Source organism: Spiroplasma apis B31 (assembly GCF_000500935.1).
Classification (GTDB): Bacteria; Bacillota_I; Bacilli_A; order Mycoplasmatales; family Mycoplasmataceae; genus Spiroplasma_A; species Spiroplasma_A apis.
In genome coordinates this window covers 423,881-443,475 of the sequence record NC_022998.1, presented here as the reverse complement: position 1 = coordinate 443,475, position 19,595 = coordinate 423,881, and the positions used below count along the sequence as shown (strand labels likewise).

General features: G+C 26.4%; 11 protein-coding genes. 2 read left to right on the top strand and 9 right to left on the bottom strand.

What is annotated here, in order from left to right; translation table 4 throughout:
* Positions 1 to 97 precede the first annotated feature (97 nt).
* From SAPIS_RS01985 to SAPIS_RS01960, 4 genes are all read right to left on the bottom strand, one after another.
* Positions 98 to 1,948: a hypothetical protein gene (locus SAPIS_RS01985; RefSeq protein WP_023789161.1), complete on the bottom strand. Its 1,851-nt coding sequence runs from the start codon at positions 1,946 to 1,948 to the stop codon at positions 98 to 100.
* A 208-nt stretch (positions 1,949 to 2,156) separates the two neighbouring features.
* Entirely contained in the window at positions 2,157 to 4,025 is a 1,869-nt protein-coding gene (locus SAPIS_RS01980) for a hypothetical protein (RefSeq protein WP_023789160.1), read from the bottom strand.
* A gap of 247 nt (positions 4,026 to 4,272) precedes the next feature.
* Positions 4,273 to 6,111: a hypothetical protein gene (locus tag SAPIS_RS01965; protein WP_023789159.1), complete on the bottom strand. Its 1,839-nt coding sequence runs from the start codon at positions 6,109 to 6,111 to the stop codon at positions 4,273 to 4,275.
* Positions 6,112 to 6,236: 125 nt separating this feature from the next.
* Positions 6,237 to 6,812 carry a DJ-1 family glyoxalase III gene (locus tag SAPIS_RS01960; RefSeq protein WP_023789158.1) on the bottom strand — a complete coding sequence of 192 codons (576 nt, stop codon included), beginning with the start codon at positions 6,810 to 6,812 and terminating at the stop codon, positions 6,237 to 6,239.
* A 67-nt stretch (positions 6,813 to 6,879) separates the two neighbouring features.
* Between SAPIS_RS01960 and SAPIS_RS01955 the strand changes: the two genes are divergently transcribed.
* Complete coding sequence (locus SAPIS_RS01955; RefSeq protein WP_051372140.1) at positions 6,880 to 7,305, top strand: hypothetical protein; 426 nt, start codon at positions 6,880 to 6,882, stop codon at positions 7,303 to 7,305.
* A 30-nt stretch (positions 7,306 to 7,335) separates the two neighbouring features.
* Here the strand turns inward: SAPIS_RS01955 and SAPIS_RS01950 are convergent, their stop codons facing one another.
* The 4 genes from SAPIS_RS01950 to SAPIS_RS01930 form a co-directional block, all read right to left on the bottom strand.
* Positions 7,336 to 7,842, bottom strand: coding sequence for a hypothetical protein (locus SAPIS_RS01950; RefSeq protein ID WP_023789156.1), 507 nt, complete (start codon positions 7,840 to 7,842; stop codon positions 7,336 to 7,338).
* Positions 7,843 to 8,468: 626 nt separating this feature from the next.
* Positions 8,469 to 10,238, bottom strand: a complete 1,770-nt coding sequence (locus tag SAPIS_RS05400; RefSeq protein ID WP_023789155.1) for an ATP-binding cassette domain-containing protein — start codon at positions 10,236 to 10,238, stop codon at positions 8,469 to 8,471.
* A 795-nt stretch (positions 10,239 to 11,033) separates the two neighbouring features.
* Positions 11,034 to 14,840: an ABC transporter permease gene (locus tag SAPIS_RS01935; protein WP_023789153.1), complete on the bottom strand. Its 3,807-nt coding sequence runs from the start codon at positions 14,838 to 14,840 to the stop codon at positions 11,034 to 11,036.
* Positions 14,841 to 16,319: a hypothetical protein gene (locus SAPIS_RS01930; protein ID WP_023789152.1), complete on the bottom strand. Its 1,479-nt coding sequence runs from the start codon at positions 16,317 to 16,319 to the stop codon at positions 14,841 to 14,843.
* A gap of 126 nt (positions 16,320 to 16,445) precedes the next feature.
* Between SAPIS_RS01930 and SAPIS_RS01925 the strand changes: the two genes are divergently transcribed.
* Complete coding sequence (locus tag SAPIS_RS01925; RefSeq protein WP_023789151.1) at positions 16,446 to 18,767, top strand: hypothetical protein; 2,322 nt, start codon at positions 16,446 to 16,448, stop codon at positions 18,765 to 18,767.
* 26 nt (positions 18,768 to 18,793) lie between these two features.
* Here SAPIS_RS01925 and SAPIS_RS01920 read toward each other — a convergent pair whose 3' ends face one another.
* On the bottom strand, positions 18,794 to 19,573 hold the full coding sequence (locus SAPIS_RS01920) for a hypothetical protein (RefSeq protein WP_023789150.1): 780 nt from the start codon (positions 19,571 to 19,573) through the stop codon (positions 18,794 to 18,796).
* Positions 19,574 to 19,595 lie beyond the last annotated feature (22 nt).

Below are 19,595 nucleotides of genomic sequence, written 5' to 3'. Positions count from 1 at the left end.
TTATTATAAGGGTATTTTTTTTCAAATTCAATGTGTTAGTTGTTTTTATATGAATTATTATATTGAATTCAATACAATATAATTTAACCTAAAAATACTAATTATCTACCTTTTCAAATACCGAAGTATTATATCTAGTAATGCTACCTGGGGTTGTTGGATTATAACGCCATCCTTCTTGTGAATTAAATTTTAAGTTTATAAAATCAAGTTGATAACGTATATTGATACTTTGTTCACCGGCCCCTCCACCACCAGGTACACCTTCTAAGGATGGGTTTGCTGCATAATTATGAAAATATAATCCTTTTTTATCTCCGTCAAAGTATTTTAATGATATAGCGTTTTTACCAAAATCTCAATTATATATGTTTTGATTTCCACTTAATAATAAATAATTTTTAAATGGTTTAAGTTCATCTAAAACAAGACCAAATGTTTTTGAAATTTTTGAGGAAAAATAAATATAATTATCAGAATTGGTTCAATAATCTTTACTTATATCTCAGAAATTCTTATTTATGTTTTTATTTTTTCCTGTGAACGCACTTAAAGCTAAATCATTCTTAGTTTCTCTAATACCAAACGTTTCTTTATATGATTTTATTCCATTATATGAATTGAAATAAATCGAAGAGAGTAATTTTGAGTTTTCAATTGTTTTATTTTCTTGATAAATATCCTCTTTTTCATCAATTGCATAAGAGGTCAACAATTTAAAATCGGGTAAATCATGTACATAATTCTTACCTATATGAAATTGAAGTCCAGTAAGTTTAATATAACCAATCTTATTAGCTGATTTAACGGCATCGGTGTCTGTTTTTAAGTTAATTTTTTTTAAGAAATCAAAAGTATTTTCTTTGTGTGAATCAACTCATGTTGATGCATTTGCATTTATATAGTTATATAAACTTTCATCGACTGTTTTTTGAGTACCTGATACTGATTTTGTATCAGTTGATTTTTTATCTCTAAAAATGTAGTCATATAAATTTTGACCTTCTTTATTATCTTTTCAGTTGTAGTCTGTGGTTTTGTTAGCAACAAGTTCCTCAACTCACTCTACTTCTTTATAAAGATTTGAGTTATCTTTAAATTTTATTTCACCTTGACCTTCTAACAAACTATTTTTATCGATAAATTTAAGAACTTGAGTTGAAAAAGTATTTGTATTTACGTAGTTTGGTAGCAATTTACTACTTTTATTAAAAAACTTATCATCTTTTTCTTGTTTTATTCCTAAAAGATTAGCATTCAAGTGCGTCAACTCTGCTTTTTCAAATACCTCATTTTTTAAATTTTCGACTAAGTTTTTTCATCACCCTACTATTTTAGTGTCGCTTGTTTGAGAGTATTTCATTGTATTTTTTACATTATAACTTTCAATAAAATGATCTCTTGTTTCATAATTAGCAACAAATTTATAATCACAACGAACGCTAATGATTTTCAGTTTTTCACTATCCTTAGGAAAATCTATTTTTAATGTGTGAAAGTCAAATTCTATATCTTTCAAGACTTTTTCTACGTTTTTAAGAATTGAATCATAATATGCTTCATTCTTTAGATTTTGTATCTCATTTTCTATAGTTTTATAATCTACAAGATGTTTTACATCTGTTTTTAGGTCTTTTTTTTGTTGATCTGTTAAGTTATTATTTTCAATTTTTGTTAACAAATCATATTTTAAAAAACTATTTTTCATTGCATTTGATTCATGTTCGAAAAAATTTGAAATAGTATTTTCAACTTGTTTATTGATAATAGTGCTAACTTCATACTTAAACTTTTCTATGATTTTATTCAAAGATTCCTCTTCTTCAGTAGTTGGTGGTTCTTTATCGATCCCATCCTCGCCCTTATTGTTTGTGCTGCAAGCAATAATCTGAATACCAAAGTAACTTGCCATAGACAAGGAACCAAGAATAGTTAAAAGCTTTTTCACGATTATCTCCTTTATTTATACAATGAAGAAGATAACAAAAAAAAAAAAAAAAGCAATTAACAAAGTAGTTACTTGCTTTCATAATCATATTATAAATTTAGCGACACAAAAGTGACAATTATTGTTGATTCATTCAGAAGAAATTCTATTTTAGAATCAACTCGTAGTGTATTATTAATGTACTTATTTAGTAAGATAATTTATAAAATTAGAATGCTTGTTCAAAAATAGCAGTATCATATCTTTCAAATGCACTAGGATATTTAGGCTGCCATCTTCATCCTTCAGTAGAATAGAAATTCAAATTTAAAAAGTCTAAATTGAATCTTATATTAATCCCTGTTTCTCCAGCTGCTGCGCCATTAGGTTCATTCTTTAAATCATCATTAACAATGTATCTAAAGAAATAAATTCCCCTATTAATTTTGTCATCGGCTTTCATTACAATATGATAGTCTCTATCAAATTTTCATTTAAATGTACTTTGATTACCTAACATTAACAAGTAGTCTTTATATTTGTTTAACTGATTTAAGTCTAGACTCATAATATCAGACAATTTTTTATCCATATATATTTTTCCTTCATTTTTAGAAGGTGCTAGTTTATAAATCAAATCTCATAAATTTTCTTTTATTTTTTCGCTTTTACCAGTAAATGCAGCTAAAGCGTATTGATATTTAGTAGGTTTTATACCAAATATCTCTTTGTATGCGTTTATGCCTTTTAAAGCATTGTAATAAATAGATTTGTTAAGTGGCGACTTTACAAAACCTCTATTATTTACATAAATATTTTCTGTTTCATCTATTGAATATGATGTAAATAATTTAAATTCCGGAAGCTCTTGTGTATAATTTTCTCCAATTGTTAATTTAAGGCCAGAGAAAAATATATAACCAAATTTTATTGCAGAATTGAAATAACTAGTTGTATTATCAATTTTCAATTTTTTTGCAAGTTTTTCGACATTATTCTTAAATCCCGAAGTGTAATAATTTATACTTCTATTCAAATGGTAATATAAAGCATTCTCAACTTTAATATCCTTTTCTCCCATTTGCTCTGTTATTAAATCTGACTTATTTCTAAAAATCAAATCGTATAAACCTCTCCCATTAAAATCTTTGTCTTTCCAATTATAAAAAGTTGAGTTATTATTAGCGGATAATTGTAAGTTTCATTCAACTCTAGAAAAAATGTCTTTTTGATCTTTGAAAGAAAGTTTACCAAACTGGCTTAGCTCATTGTTGTTATCAATAAGTTTTAGAATTGTTTCTGCTGATTTACCGTTATTAATATAGTTTGAAATATATTTATTATTATTTGTAAAAAATTTATCATTAACATCATTTACTTGTAAATTTTTAGATGTTAAATGTGTAATATCAGATTTATCATAAATAACATTAGCAAGTTCATCCATTAAGTTCTCTCATCAAACAGTTATTTTTTCATTATTTGTTTGAGAGTAATTAAAACTATTATTAACTTTATACTCTTCTGTTACTCTATCTTTATTTTTGAAGTTAGTTACTATTGAATAATCGAAGGTAATATTAGAAATCTTGATTGTAGATTTATCTTCTGTATATTTTATTTTAATGGTGTCGGTAGGTATTTCAATTCTTTGAAGAACTTTTTCAATATCTCTCAATAATATATCATATGCAGGATTAGATTTAAGTTTTTGTATTTTAGTATCCATTATATTATAATTAATCTTATTTTTTAAGTCTTTAATTAAGGCTTCTTTTTGTTGATCTGTTATGTTATTTCCTTTTATTGTTTTTAATACGTCATTTTTTAAGAATGAACTATTTTGTGCATGACTTTCAAGCTCAAACAAATTTGATTTTGTTGCATTCAGCTCATCACTCACAATTTTATTTATATCACTTTTAAATTCTTCTATTAGTTTATCTATTGACTCTTCTTCACCTGTTCCTGGTTTTTCAGGTTTTTCAGGTTCGGTAGGGTCTACTTTAGTATTATTTTTTGTACTACAAGATACTATTTGTGTACCTATTAACCCTGTCAAGGATAAAACCCCCAACATCGACATAAGTTTTTTCATAAAAAATTCTCCTTATATGAATATGTTTTTTTTTGATACAAGGCAAGTATGACAAAAAAAAAAAAAATCTACCCACAATAATGGTTAGATTTATGCAATGGTTATTTTTAAAAAGAGCCAAATAATTCAGCTTAACATAAACCAAAATCAATGAGATTAAATCAAGCATCAATAACTTTTTTCAAAAGTTATTTATTTTGTTACTAGCTATCATATTTTTAGATGATAAAAAAGCATTTAAAATTTTTTAGGTAACTCTTTCAAATATACGCGTACCATTTCGTTGAATAACATTTGAACCAGCTGGTTGCCAACGTCAACCATCATATGAATTAAATATCAGGTTCAGAAAATCAAGCTTATAATCTATTTCTACCGCTTTTTCTCCAGCAGCTAAACCACCGGGTACACCTTCTAAAGATGGATTCGCTACAAAAGCCTCAAGAAAAAAACCTTTTTTGTCAGTGGTATTTCTATAACCATAAGTAAAATAGGTCTTTCTTCCAAAATTTCATTTATAGTTATCTTGATTACCATTTTTTAATAAATAATTATATTGCTCTTTTAATAAAGAATGTGTTAGGGATAAAACATTATTTATTTCTTCATAAAGTCATCAAAATAATTTACCATCTGTAAAGCCAATTTCATTTACGGCTATATCTCATATATTTTTATTAAGAGAAGGATTAGATCCCGTGAATGCGCTAAGTGGATAAGAAAACTTTGATTTTCTAATACCAAAAGTATTCTTAAAGGATTTCACTCCGCTCAAAACATTGTTATAAATCGATCTTAGTAAGTCGGAATTTTCTATCTTTTTGTTGTTAACATATATATTTTCATTTTTGTTAATTGAATACGATGAAAATAACTTAATTGTAGGTAATTCTTGTGTATAATCATCAAAGCTAATTTGTAAACCTTTTAAATATATGTATCCAAGCTTATTTATAGAATTTGTTTTATTGATGTTGAGAGATAATTTATTAATTTGAACATCAAGATCTTTTTTATAATTTATTAATCATTTTTCTGACTCCGAATTTATATAGTTATATATACCTTCCTCAAAACTATAATTTGAGTTGCCAATAACTTTATCTATTTTTGATGAAGTATCACGAAATATAAAATCATAGGTTTTTTGACCTGTTTTTCCATCTTTATAATCATAAGTACTTGCACTATTAGCATTTAATTCCTTTGTTCATTCAACATCAGAATAAATATTTTTAAAATTTTTAAAACTACTTTTGATTTTATTTTTTGAGTCTAATTTCTTGTCAAAATATTGGGTAACTTCTTTTGCAAAAACTTCATTATTAATATAATTTGGAAATAGGTTTCTATTTTTAGAAATGAATTTATCATCTGTTGTGATACCCAGTTTTTCAGGTGTTATGAAAGTAAGATCGGTTTGATTTCAAACTTCTTTTACTAAATTATTAACAATATTTTCTCATCATTCAACCAAATCTTTGCTATCGGTAAGTGAATAATTAAACTTATTTGTAAACTTAAAGTTGTCTCTTGTGTGTCAATTATTAAAATAATTTATTTCAATTGTATAATCAAATACAACATTTATAATCTTAAGTTCTGTGAATTTCTTTGGCATTTTGATTTCAAAACTTTCATAATCAATTGATATTGGACTAATTATATCGTTAATACCATTTAAAAATAAATCGTACTCAGATCTATTTTTTAAACTTTCTATCTCATTAGACATATCTTTGTAGTTTATCTTATTTTTTAAGTCCTTAATTAAAAGTGGTTTTTGTTCATCTGTAATCTTATTACGACTAATTTCATTTAAAGTATCGCTTCTTAAAATGTCATTTTTTTGTGCGTTACTTTCATACTCAAAAAGTTTAGATTGGGCAGAATCTAAACTTTTTTTGATTATTGAACCAACTTCGTTTTTAAATTTAGTTAGTAAATCAGCTATGTTTTTATCTAAGTCACTAGGAGTAGATATATCGATATTAGGATATTTATTTTTTGTTGAACAAGCAATAGTTTGTGTCATTGTAAAGCAACTCATATAAAAAGCACTGAATAAGAATAAAATTTTCTTCATTTTTCAATCAACTCACTTTGTAGTATTTTATCAAATAACTTAAAAGTTTCTACACTGATTAATGTTTTGAAAATAGTTTCTCACTTATTAAATGAAATAGAAAAAAAATATCCCCATAAGGGATATTAGTAATTAAACACTAATGTTTTGTGGATGTGTAGCATTTGTTCAGTAGAAGTAAAATGATCGACTATTTGCAAACCAAATTGTAAAGCGCCACCAATTGAACTACCTGTTATTACATTACCGTCTGCAATAGCACTCATATGTGGTTTTTTTATCGCTTTATCTAAGTACTTATCACATCCTGGGTAATGAGTTACTTCTATGCCATCCACTAAATCTAAGAAACCTAGAATTTGAGGTGCAGCACAAATAGCTGCCATTACTTTCCCTAACTTTGCTTGTTCTTTTAATCCTTTCAATAAGTTATCACAAGACATTAAATTATCAGTTCCATGTTGTCCACCAGGTAAAACAAAGCAATCATAATCATCAAAGTTTATCTCTTGAATTGTTTTATCAGCCATAACTTCTATGTTATGTGATCCTTTAATATTTTTTTTATCATTTACTGAAATAATATCAATAACTGGAAAAGTTCCTTTAAAAATTTGTTCTGCTCTTCTTAATACATCCACAGTTGCTATCATTTCAGTTTCTTCAAAACCAGTAGCAACAAAAACCGCTATATTTGCCATATTTATACCTCTTTCTTAATTAATTATAACTAAAAAAAATAAGTTATAATTAAAACGGGTGATTAAATTGTCTGTTTATAGATTTACTAAAGAGTTTCTAAAGTTACTGAAACCAGAAAAAAATTATGATCAAATTTCTAGAAAAGATGCTACACATCAACTTATGCATAATAATCGCTTGAAAAATGTATACATAAGGACTATAAAAAATTACAAACAAAAAATGGAAGCATTATTTTTCAAAGATAGAATAAAAATGGAAGCTGGATTTAGAATAATCAACTCTCATGGTTTTAATTCTTTTGGTTTTAAAGAAGAAGTCGATTTAGTTTTTTGCGACAAAAGACACCAAGTTATAGAAACATATTCTAATTTCAGAGTGAATAAGATGACTAGATATGTAGAAGGAACCTACTCTATTTATGTTTTAGCACCAAATTCCAATAAATATTTGAATATAAAAAATAATGACATATTAAAACTTTATAGATAAAAGTCCCACAAACAATATTGTGGGACTCTTTTATTTCTTATTTAATGCATCTTGTTTAACTTTGTCTCAAAAGTTGATAGCTAAGAACTTGTCAACTACTCTTCCAGAAAAATGGAAACCCTCAAAATAAAAGTGTAACTTATTAAACCTTAAAGCAATATGACCTATTACAACCGCCATGAAATTATAGCCGTCATAAATCAGTTGTTCACCAGTTTTATCTCTAAACTCAGGAAAACCATATTGTTCATACATAGCTTCTCTCATAGTTTCTACTCCGGGATTGAATCAAGTTGTTAATAAGTATTTTCTTAGTCGTTCTATTTTTTCAATACCCATTGGTCCTAGTTTTAATCATTTACTAATAACAGTTTCTTCAAAAAATAATGCGATTTTTTTTACACCTAGCTCTAGACTTGGGAAAAATACTTGAACAGGTTTTTCGCCCTCAATTTCAAAGTGACATAGAAATCAAGGTTTATCAAAATTAACAACGCCGATTTGATTTGAATTTATTTGATAAATTTTTTCACTCATACTTTTCTCCTTATTCAAAGGTAATTATAACATAATATATAAAGTAAGTTTTATGTGGTTATGACGATAAGATTTTGACGATAAACTAAATTGAAATGATATCTATTTTATATTTATACATTTATCATAAATTCTAAAGATACCCATTTAGTAACTTATAAACATATTATGCCAAGTATAAAGACATCTTGTATAATCGATAAATCATATTTACCTATTACTAGTTTAGAGTTTATATTTCCCAATTTACACATGTTTATTTATTACCTAGCCATAACATTGATTGAGACAGTTTAATGTAAATTGTTAACAATTGCAGGAACCAATAATTAATTAAATCATTTAAACATTGCGTTAAATGGTAAATTGATATTTTGTTTAAAAAATATTTTTATTTAAATTTTAAGTCTTAAATATAATCTATTAATATATCTAAACTTGTTGCATATTTTAAAATATTAGAATTTTTTTACATTACATCGATTAAATTAACTTACAAATAGTTAAAACTTGATAAAAATAACTAATATAAGATAAATATAATGAATAAATATTTATTGTAAAAAAAGAAAAAAGTTATTTGTGGTAATTACAAATAACTTTTATCTAAATATTTGATAACCATATTATAATGGTAAGTCTTTTTTAGTGAAAACGAAGTAAGAAGTAGTATATAAACCAATTGAAAGGATAAACATAGATAAATATTGTCCAAGATACTTTCCAACTTGACCAACTTCAGTGTAATCAATTGTAAATAGAGTATTCAATGAGAAGTATTTTAAAAATTCTACTGATTCATTAATTTTACTTACGAAATATAATACATAAAATATAATAGCTATTCCTCCAGCTGTTGCTAAAGAGTAAGCTGATTTATTAAAATAACAACTTGAAAGAAAACTGATTGAAGACATCAATAAAATTATTAGAAATAAACCAATGAAATACATCCCTATTAATCCGAAATTAATTTCTGAACCTTTTCCTAAAATTCCAATTGTACTAATAGAAGTTATGAACAGAATAAATATACTTAGAACTAAAAATGATATGTAAGTTAACATTTTTGTTAATAGAACACTTTTTCTAGATTGGTTAGTTGTAAGTAAATTTACCATTGTCCCTTTTTCAACTTCACCCGCTACTAAGGAATTACCAGTTACAAGAAGATATACTAAAATCAATAAATACGCAATTCCTGTTGTGCTTGTAATCAAAGATGTAATTGCCCCATTTATAATAATTTCTCAACTAACCCCGCTTGCAACCTTATCTAAAACCGACTGATTGTTAAACATAACCGAAAACACAACAATAGACATTATAGTTGGTATTATAGTCATAAAGAATCATAGCCAAAATGATTTTCTTGAAGTATCTTTTATAAGTTCGAATGAAACAAATGATTTTTTGGCACCCGACTTTAGTTCTATATTATCTAATTTCTCAATAACGTCCTTTTCAATTTCATTTTGGTAATATTTCATAAAATATTGTTCAAGATCTAAAGGATGCTCTTTGATAAACTCAATATCATTATGTGAAATAGTTTGGATAAAATCATTGATATCCTTATTTTCTACGACAACAAACATTATATTATTTTCAAAACTTTTTACTTTTCATTTATGAGAGATTATTTTTTGTTCATCTACTTCATTTTTGAATTTTATTTCATAAGTTTTTTCTTCATTATATTGAATATCTTTGACATCAACAGTAGAAACTATTTTTCCTCTTTTTATTATTGCAACATAATCACATGTCTTTTCTATTTCTGAGAAAATATGTGATGATAAAATGATTGCTTTACCTTCTTCTTTGGATTTTTGAACTAACTTAACAAACTTGTCTTGCATTAAAGGATCAAGTCCAGTTGTTGGTTCATCCAAAACAATTATGTCTGGATTATGCATTCATGCAATAACTAATGCTACTTTTTGTTTCATTCCCTTAGACATTTTTTTGATTTTCATATTGGGATTAAACTCTCAATAGTCAATAAGTTTTCTAACATCATTTCAATCTGACATGTTTCTTAATCTAAATATTTGTTTTAACAAATCAATTCCTGTCATATGAATTGGGAATGATATTTCTCCAGGAACATAACCTAGATTTCTTTGTACTTTGTTTGAATCAACTCAAGAATCATATGAAACAATATCATTAATTAACTCTTCATTTTTATTTTTATATGTTATATTTGAGCTCCCACTATCTGCTTTTATAAATCCCATCAAACTTCTTATTGTAGTGGATTTACCAGCACCGTTAGGTCCTAAATAACCAAAAACTTTTCCATATTCAACTGTGAAATTAATATCAAATATACCATAGCCTGATTTGAATTTTTTATTTAAGTTTTTTACTTCGATTACTTTATTAAGCATATTAAACCTCCTTCGAAATATTTTTTTCTTGTTAATTAATATATGAAGGTTTAAATTTGTCACCCCTAGAGATGTTATTTAATTTGGTTATGCTAGTAAAAAAATATTTGTAGATGTTATTACCTTTAAAAATATTGAAACGCAAAATAAAAATTTCTTTCAATAACAAAAAATGAATGTATGTACTTAAAAAATGACTATGGTTTTCATTTTTATAGTCTTTAAAATTCTTTTCAATTGCAAAATTAAATTCATAAGTTCAAATTTCTTTCAATTCAAAGTTTTTGTAATATTCATATAATTTAATTCTAATTAAAAAATAGACAATCAAAGAGATATTTACTGGTAATCTATTAATCAAGACCTTACTGTAATTATTATAAGAGTCTTTGATATTCATAAAGAATAATGTAAATCATAGCAATAGGTTTAACAACAACAAGATGACTTCGTTCAAAGATTTTTTATATTCTATATATGTGTTTTTGTAAACCTTTAGTAGCTTGAATCTTTTAAAAATTAATATTCAAAACATAATTTGAATAAATCAAATGAAACCAATTGCAAAAATATAAATCGCAAAAATATAAGGAAGATCACTTAAAAGTAAAATAACTAAAATATTAAAAATAATTCCTAAAAGGAGTATAAATTTCAATGTTAAATTTAGATTATACTTTTTCACACTAATCACCTTAAAAGTTATATTATCACAACTTTATTAAAAGCATATAATTTTCATAAAAAAAAACTACTTAATAAGTAGTTTTTAAAATATTTTTTATATTAATTATTTTATCCCGTCATTAATGAACTTGGAGGTTCCTTACGAATCTTTCTGGTTGTTATAATTGTTGATAAAATAAACATACCAACGACTAATATTGTTGAGACAAACGGTGCCCACCAAGTGTAACCAAATGGAATTGCAATGAAATTATTATTTATATATGTTGTTATTCCGAATATCACTAAATAACTTGTTAAAACACCCATTACATAAGTAATCATAGAGAATAAACTTACAAATCCAAACGAGTATTTGATTATTTTTCAGTTAGAGTATCCAAGCGATTTCATTATGATCATGAACTTTTTGTATTGGTTTACATAAAGATCAGCAATCAATGTTGTTGCTAACGAAGAAATAATAATTATCATAGATATAAATAAGGTACCTATTGAAATAATCAGTTTAGATATTTGGTCAATAAGTGCTTGTTGTTGTGATAAGAACTCGGTATCTGTCGTTTCAACCCATAGTTTATAAGTGCTATCACCGTTTATAGTATCTTCACCAATTTTTGGATTTCTTGAGAAAGATGCTTGAGTTGTTAAGAAATAAGGTTCTTTTGCATTAGAATAAACTCCATTGTATCAAAGATTCGGTCTTATGCTTCTTTGTTTATCGTTTGTTCCATATATTAAATTGTTTGAACTCTCATTATTTATAAGATTATTAGGATTAACATAGTCATATGTATTAACTTTTACTCCATTTTCTGTGTAACTACCATTATTTTGTGAGTTTTTATCCTCATATTGATAATTGAATGGCAAGTACTTGTCAATAGAATATCCATGTACTAAGTTAACGATATTTTGATCAGCGATGATTAAGTTATTACCATAAACTTTAAGGTCTCCAACTGATTTAAGGTTAATTTTTTTTATATTACCCCCAGATATTTTGTTTCAATCCATAGTTTTGTTTGCGATGGCAAATGGATTATTTTGAGATTTAAATGATTGTCACAAAAAGTTTTTGTAAGAATCTGTTAATTGTGATAATTCGATACCTGTAAGGTTTGCTTTTGGTTTCTCATATTTACCCCTTACATCGTAATACAAAGAGTATGGTCTTATTCAAACATAATCATTGCTTTTTGTTGCGGGATCGATATTTTCCCACTGTTTAACTGTGTCTTTTGGAACAGCATTTTTATCTATATAACCAAACCATTCAGAAGTATCTTTATTTCCTAAATTTTTAATAGCTTCAAATCTAGTTGCTTTTGATTTAGGTATGAATAATGTTATATTGTCATATTGATAATAAGGTCTTATCTCAGCTTTAAGAGTTTCATGTTCATTTTCGTCATATTCACTTTGTAAATTAAAGAATCCATAAGAATCTTTAACCAAAGAGTTAGGAATAACACCATCATATTTTTCGAACCCTTTTTTAGTACCATTATTGTAATTGAAAATAGGTGCATAAGTCATCTTATTAGCTGAAAGAGCACTAGCTCTGAGTCAACCTTTATCCTCTTTTATGTCATGATTTAAGAATTTTTGATAATCTCTATCATCATACATTCAAGCTTCATTAGGTATATTGGTTTGATCTTCAGACAATACTAAACGATCTGCATTGAAAGTTAGTTTATCTAATAAATCATCTTTAAAAGGATATATTAATTTTGCTTGACTATTTGTAATAGTTGGGATTGTTAATTCCCCGTTATCTTTATCGTAAACTTTAAAATTATCAATATAAATATTTTGATTTTCTTTGCCATAGATGACATCTTGCAATTTTCTTGCTTTATACTCACTTAAAAATATATTATTTTTAATATTAGAAAAGTTGTATGCATTTTGTGTTGATTGAAGACCAATAATAGATAATTTATTATTATTAGTCTCAGCATTAATTTTTGTATATAGATTATCTACAGTTGGAATATAATTGTTAATTGTTCAACCAAATTCGAATTGATTTTGTCTGTTTTCTGACTTGTTAAAGAAGTTTTTAATGTATGAAGGTGTTTGAGAAACAATAACATCTAGAATTTGCTCTTTTCAAGTACCTTCTCCTTTTGCGCTAGTATTCATAAGTTGAGCAATTATTGGTGGAAATGTACTAGACAATAAATCTGATGCAGTTTTTACCTTTTCTTTTCTCGCCATAAATTCATCACTTTTGAATTCATTAGAGTGAATAATTCAATCTAATGTTTTTTGTATTTCTCCAAGAGATATACCTTTTCCTAAAAGTTGATTGATATTATTACCAAATATGCTACCAATAATTGATACTAGGCTGTTATTGTCTTCATTTTGGTTGTTATTGATGGAGTTTGATAAAGTTTGATAAAGTCATTCAGATTCTAATTTACCATCCTTAACATTTAGGGTTAAATGTGGTAATACAGAAGTATCTGAAACTCCACCTAAATTTGATGGTGCTTCTGAAATAGATTTTACTTCATCTCCAAAAATACCTTTTGAATCATATAAATATTTATCATATTCTTCCACTCCCTGCCAAGCAGATAAAGATGTTTTTGACATCGGTGCATTACCAATTGACTCAACATTTTGAATATTATTCGCGTATTTTACATTTTTGTAATAATTGCTTAGTGCAACATCAACGACACCAAGAAGTGTTAAACAACCAGAAACTATAAACGCTGATAGAAACACCATAGCGCCTGTCAATAAGGTTTTTGAAAATCCAGAAGCAGCTAACTCAATACTAAATCTTGTTGTGAACTTAGTTCTTTTTGTAAGTTTAAATTTAAGATTATCAAGAAATTTTATACGTTTGACAACGTCTTTTTTATCCATAATTGTAAGGGCTGGTTTTCTAGTTAAAATGTAAGCTACTAGGTATGACACTAATCCAACCAACAATCCAAACAATAGAAATGCAATCAAGAATGATTGTCAATTAAAAATAACTTGTCAATATACACCACCCATATAACTTAAAAAGAGTCGGGCAATGGTTTCTTGGGTAAATGCAGCAGTTAATCAAGCTACTGGTATAACAAAAATCATTATAAAGATCCCATATCAAACATATGATAATGAAATTTCACTAGCTTTTGCACCTAATGATTTTAAAATTCCTATTTCACTTGAATTCATTTCAATAGTCTTTTTAACTGTAATACCAGTTGCAACTAAGGCAATTATAATAACAACACTGCTTAAAATTATAGAACATAACTTGAATATTTCTACAACTTTTGGAGTTAGTTCTCAATTATAGGCAAATGGTGAACTTGCAAATTTAGTGAATTCCTCACTGCTTTCAGAGCTATTGAATTTTACATCCTCATCGTTGCTCAATTTGTTTAAAGTTGATAAACTTCTAACGATTTCAGATGGGTTATTGAATTTGCTAGCTACGAATCTAGACATGTTTTTATCCAAATTTTTTTCGTTTGATTTGTTTGTTACTAAGGTGTACAAAGTTTTAGTAATTTGTTTTTGAAAATCTTTTGAAATAACACTTTCAAAAGTCGCATCATTTCCATAAACAATCGCTGTTTTAGCACTATTAGGTATCGCTTCTAGAGTATCACTAATTGGAAAATAACTAAGAGGATCTGATGCTAAACCACTTACAATAAATTCACCACCACCAATAGTTAGATTTTGTCCTAATTTTATGTGTTGTGCTTTTGCAAATTGACTATTTATAATAACTTCATTTTTATCTCTTGGTTTTCTTCCTTGGTAAATTGTTAATCGTTCACTTCAAAGAGGATCCAAAACTACCATACGATATCTTATTTCAGTTAAATTATCTTGAAAAAGAAACTCAGCTCTTTCTTCAATATTTAAATCACTAGCTTGCCCAATCAATTAATTACGCAAGTAATAAAGTTTTGGTGTACTTACTTTACTTCTTGTGATCATATTTCTATCTGTAAAACTATTAAAACTTGTATCATATGACAATACCTCATTTAAAGTTTCATTTGGGCTTTCATTTTTAAGTATTATAGATTGATTTGTTGTTCCAACACTTCCAGCAACTCTACCTTCTAAATCTAATTGAACTAAAAATTGATTAAGCGAACCTCTCGCACCAAATTCATAAAGATCTTTTGCCTCTTGTAACACTAAACCCTTGTAATTTAAAACAGTCAATTCATTTAGATTTAAAGTTTGTATTCATGGTTTGTTATCTCTATTAACTACCATTTTATTAATTTTTGTGCTATTTTTGCTTTTTTCTACATTATAAGGTCTACCAAATATAAATGCAAAAAGCACATTCGCAATGGTATCGTTATTGTCTTTTCACCCAAAACCAGCAGCTTCTTTATATTTTTGATTAAAATTTTCTTCGACACTTTCTAAAGTATTTTCTTCAGCAGTTGAAATTGCTTGGTTAACATAATATTTTATATAATCACAAGACATATAAAATATTTGACTTAAAACAGTTTTTAAAGAAGTATATAGATAAATATCATAGGGATTCAAATTTTCTTCATTGTAACCATTCACAGAAAAGTCTTCAAACTTGATTAAAGATTTTTGCTTTAATTGGAAAAATGGAGAGTTTATCAAATATGGTGCGGTTTTTTTATCACTACCAATACCATCTTTGCCATCATATTTAAATAGATCATTTAATAACAATCTTTTAAGTTCTTCTGAAGAATTCATAAAATAATTTTTTATTGGTTCTGGTTTGTTATCAAATTCACGGTACATTCAACTACCATCTATATGATTAGTTCAACCATCTTGATTTGGTGGGTATATTGTATTACCATTCAAACCATCATATTTATAATCAAAAAAACTCTCTAAAAAATCTTCTGATTTAACCATTCCAAAATAATTATTTTTAATTATTTCATTATCAGAAAAACCTTTTGTTAAAAAAGTTTCTCTATAAGTTGATTTATAATCATTGATTAGACTTTTAACATTCTCATCGTTTTCATACATACCGAAGTCAAAATTACTTATATTGAAATTGTAATTTACTCCAGAATCAAGACTATTATATGAACTACCATCACCAAAAGTTTTTGTTAATGATTGAAAATTAATGAAGTCCATCATTGGTACAAATTTCGCATCTTTTTTACCATTGGCCTTAACACCGACATCTTTACTAGAAATATAATCAAAACGGTCCATTTTATTCATAACTTTGTCATACTCATTTGTTAATCTCTGTGATAGAGAAAGTGAAATAGTTAGAACAAAAGTTGATATAAATCCTAAAATTATTATTATTAAAAATTGTATTCTAAATTTAAATATTCCTTTGAAACCTTGTTTTAAATATAATGCTAGTGTAGATTTTCTTTTCTTAAACATATATTCCCCTTATATTTTTTAGTATTTACATATGATTATTATAAATACATTTTTAAATTATTAAAGTTTTATATTAAATAAAAATATTATAATATAAATATTAAAATTGTTTTAAAAGAGGTTGAAATGAAAAAATTACTTATTATATTGTCATGTATATCAATTGGAACATCAACAGTTTCAGTTACAGGGTGTACATTGGTTAATTATGAAAAACAATATATTGCCAACAAAATATCAAATCTTGTTAATGTTTCTAGTACACTTCTACGAAGTGCTGTAGTTAATGATTCTTCTGGATTAGACAATGACTATTTACAAAGTATTCTTCTACCTAGTAAAGCGAAAGATATGAATACTGCTTTTGGTGAAACAAAACAAACAACTATGGAGTCATTAAGTAAATCTTATTTCAAAAGTTCATTTAACACAGATAGCATAAAAAAATTGGGAGAAAATTCAAATTTAACACTTGGAGGTAAGAATGCTAATACTTCCATAGATAAAGTTATTGATTATGGATTAATTTTCCTAACCGCTATTAAATCTAGTGGTGGTATAAATACTCGCTTAGCTGGTTTTTTAGAAGGAGCACTTCCAATTTTAGCTAATCTTATAGTAAAAGATGGTAATGTTAACCTCCCTATTCCTGATGATATTTTGACTAACATAAGTAAGAATGCAGGTTCACTTGCTAAAGCAATTACCTTTTTATCTAAATCTGGGCTATTAAAAGGAATAATGGATAACTTTTTGAATGTACCATTTTTAAAAGCAATCGAAAATAAAGAGATTGGGAATATTATTTTAAGTGTAATAACAGGATTATTCAAAATATTTAGAAATTTCAGAGAGTTTGAAAACTACATAAATAACGAAATGTTCAATGATTTTCCACAAAGAGAAAAATTAACAAATAAAGACATACAAAACTCAATAGTAATAAGAATAAACAACATACTTGTTGATTTAACAGGTAAAGGAAAAATAGAGTCAAATAAATATAAAAATATTGTAGGTGATAATGATTTTCTAAATAATATAAGCGATTCAGCTTTAGAGTTAATTAAAAATATAAATGATGTAAAATTTCTAAATATTATTTCTCATATCGATGATTTATTTTTCATAATCGGTGGGTTTTTACAAATAATTGGTTCTATTGATTTTGAAGATTACACCCCAACTGATTCAAAACATTTATATGCTACAAATGAAAGTAATAGCGTTTATCTAGAAAACTTACGAAATAAACCTTTTGAGAGTTTTTCATTTAATAAAGTGATTAAAAACTTAGCAATCGCAACAAGTAACGTTGATAACCCAAATGGAATTCAAATGCAGAAGCTATTAAATTTAATTATTTACTCAGGTGGAAGCGATATAGAGATAAAAGGTAAAAAATGAGATTTATTGAGTATTTCTAATTTACTAGAAAAAATAAAAAAACAAGGAGTTCAATCACCATTAGGTATATTAATAACTGGTCTAGGAAATGGGTTAGTTGGTAGTTTACTTGACCCAAAACTAGCAGAAGGATTAAAAAGTTTAAATCCTGGTTATCTTATAACCCAAGTGGTTGATAATATTACTCAGAATACTAATACTAGTGGTTTATTCCCGCTTATAAAATCATTATCATCTTCTATAAATTTAGATTATAGTCAAAATAATGAAAAAATGGTTAAACCTTTTAGTGCTCTTTATGACGAAGATTCAACATTATTCAAAGAGTTATTAAATTTAGAAATAAATAATAAAAACTTTAATCTAAGCAATTTATTTAACGCTACCATAATGGATGGCATGACTATATCCGATTACCTTAAAAAATTGTATGAAGAATTTTCTACATATGCACTAAATAATGAGAAAACTCAAAAAAGTGCCGATAAAATCAAAGAAGGAATTGAAAGTATTTGCAAATTGCTTACAGAAAAAACTATCGAATTAAAAGAGAATGATAAGATTTTTAAAACTGGCCTATCTTCTTTAGAAGCAGCGATGTACACAACTCAATATAAAGGACTAATATATACAAGTCCTGATGGTGATTTAAAAGGAACTAAAGCTGCAATGTACCTTTTAGGTTATAGGCAAAAAAATAATACATTTGAAGGCAACTCTATTTTGGGTGGAGCAGAAAAGATTTTTGCAGATGAAAATGTGAAAAAAATCGTAAACGATGCTATTGATTCATTAAAGTTAATGCAAGAGAATAAACGAAATTATATCAACGACAATTTTAAATCATATTTAAGTGAAAACAACTTCATAATCGATGGAATAGAACATGATGGATTTGAAAATAATAATGATGCAAAGATCAATTACAATATTATATATACCGATCCAAGAACAAAAAAAGTAACCAAATATGCAGTTAAAATTAAACAAATGAATTATATGGAAGCTTGGGAACTAGAATCGATTTTAAAAATAAATTAAAAACTTGTACTTTTGTACAAGTTTTTTTAAATGAGAATCATCATTGATATAATTATTGAAATTAATCCAACGGGTAATAAAAATCAACATAATCATAGTTTTGATTTCCACTTAGATGCATATCCTTCTTTTCTAATTTTTGGTTTCTTTTCTTTTTTTGGAGGAACAATTTTTATTTCTACCTCTTTTTGTGAATTCAATGGAGGTGCTTTTCTTCAATTTGGGTTTTCTTCTATAGGTTTTAACTCTTCGTGTTTTTTTTCATGTTTATGTGGAACTATTTCTTTTGCCTTTTCTAAATCTTCGTCAATTACTTGTTCTTTTTCATTATTAGCCAATAATGGATCATCAGATTCAGGTAAAATTTCTATCACTCCATTTGTGGAACCTCTCAAGGTGTCAATGAAGTGTTTGGCAACATCTTTGTTAGGTGTTGCAAAAGTTATTCCATTACCAAAACTATCGCTTTGTAATGAAACGTAATTAAGTCCTTTTGGAGTCTTTGCTAGTTGTAGTTGAATTTTTTCCAGTCGATATGAATCAAAAGGCAAATACCTTATTTGTGTGTTACTATCATTATCAAGAACTTCCAATGTAAAAGTTCTTTTTGTGGTTATAAAAACAACTCCTAACATATCATCATCATATCTTTTAAAGCTCGCTCAAAGAGCAGAAAGTACTTCTTCATTTTCGTTGAAGTACGTTTCCATATTACTTCAAACTTTTTCTAGTATGTTCTTGTAATTTGGCATTCAATTATAACCATTCTTGGCTAAATCTTCTACTATTTCTAAACTGGTTTTCATCTTAAATGCCTCCTTTACTTAT